The sequence below is a fragment of the Escherichia sp. AM3 genome, assembly GCF_032029835.1.
Lineage (GTDB): Bacteria > Pseudomonadota > Gammaproteobacteria > Enterobacterales > Enterobacteriaceae > Escherichia > Escherichia coli.
In genome coordinates this window covers 1-877 of the sequence record NZ_JAVUPQ010000411.1, presented here as the reverse complement: position 1 = coordinate 877, position 877 = coordinate 1, and the positions used below count along the sequence as shown (strand labels likewise).

Genomic DNA, 877 nt, shown 5'->3' with positions numbered 1-877 from the left:
AAAGTATCGCTACTGCTGGCCTTGTCATTATATCTGTTTTTAGTCTTTCTGGATGTTTTGAAGAAACAAAATCGGTTGATTGGTGGCTTGCACATCCGAAGGAGACATACAAAAAATTTGAAGAGTGTCAGAAGTCTGGTAGCGATTCTGATAATTGTAAGAACGTTAAGCGAGCACATTTGTCTTTTGAACGGAGAAAGGCGGTTGGTTTACCAATAAATTGAGGGTGATGTATGGGGATTGTCACTGGTATACCGGATGGTACTGATTTATCAGGTAATGTAACCTCTCCCGCAAATGCGGGAGGTGTTCCTGGGTTTGATTCTGATTTTTTTCAGACAACTCATGAAGTTATATTTAACATTCTCAATAAGAGTATATCTGGAAAATTAAGTGAATATTCAGATGTGGCTTATACTCTTGGTAAATATGGAGTTTCTCTGTAGGTTTTATGGTATGCCTTTACTGTATTAGCAAGGAAACAACAGACACCTGTACCTGATTTTATCTGGAATATCTGTAGGTTTTACATAATATTGCTTTTTGTTAAGAATACAGGGGGAATACTTACATCAGCAACAGATGCTATTGATGGATTGAAAAATACATTGGCAGGGGGAGATCCGTGGGTATGGATGGATCAGTTATGGGTGAAGGTTATACAAGTTGCAACTCTTATTTTTGATAAAGATACATCTACTGTGCCTGTTGCCGGTGGGATTGGTGCTTTATTAACTTATGTTGGTGGTGTTTTGGCATTATTGCTTTGTTCTATAGTATTTGCAGCTGCTGAATTAACATTACTATTACTTTCTGTCACTGCGCCAATATTTATCATGTGTTTGATGTTTGGTTTCCTACGGCAAATGTTTAATAG

The 877-nt window shown here is 37.4% G+C and carries 1 protein-coding gene and 1 pseudogene; both read left to right on the top strand.

Translation table 11 applies throughout. The features are described from left to right. Positions 1–224, top strand: a 224-nt coding sequence (locus RTW80_RS26260; protein ID WP_312721010.1) for an EexN family lipoprotein, incomplete at its 5' end; no start/stop codon positions are given. A gap of 9 nt (positions 225–233) precedes the next feature. Continuing rightward, a pseudogene (locus tag RTW80_RS26255) lies at positions 234–877 on the top strand (type IV secretion system protein); the annotation flags it as partial.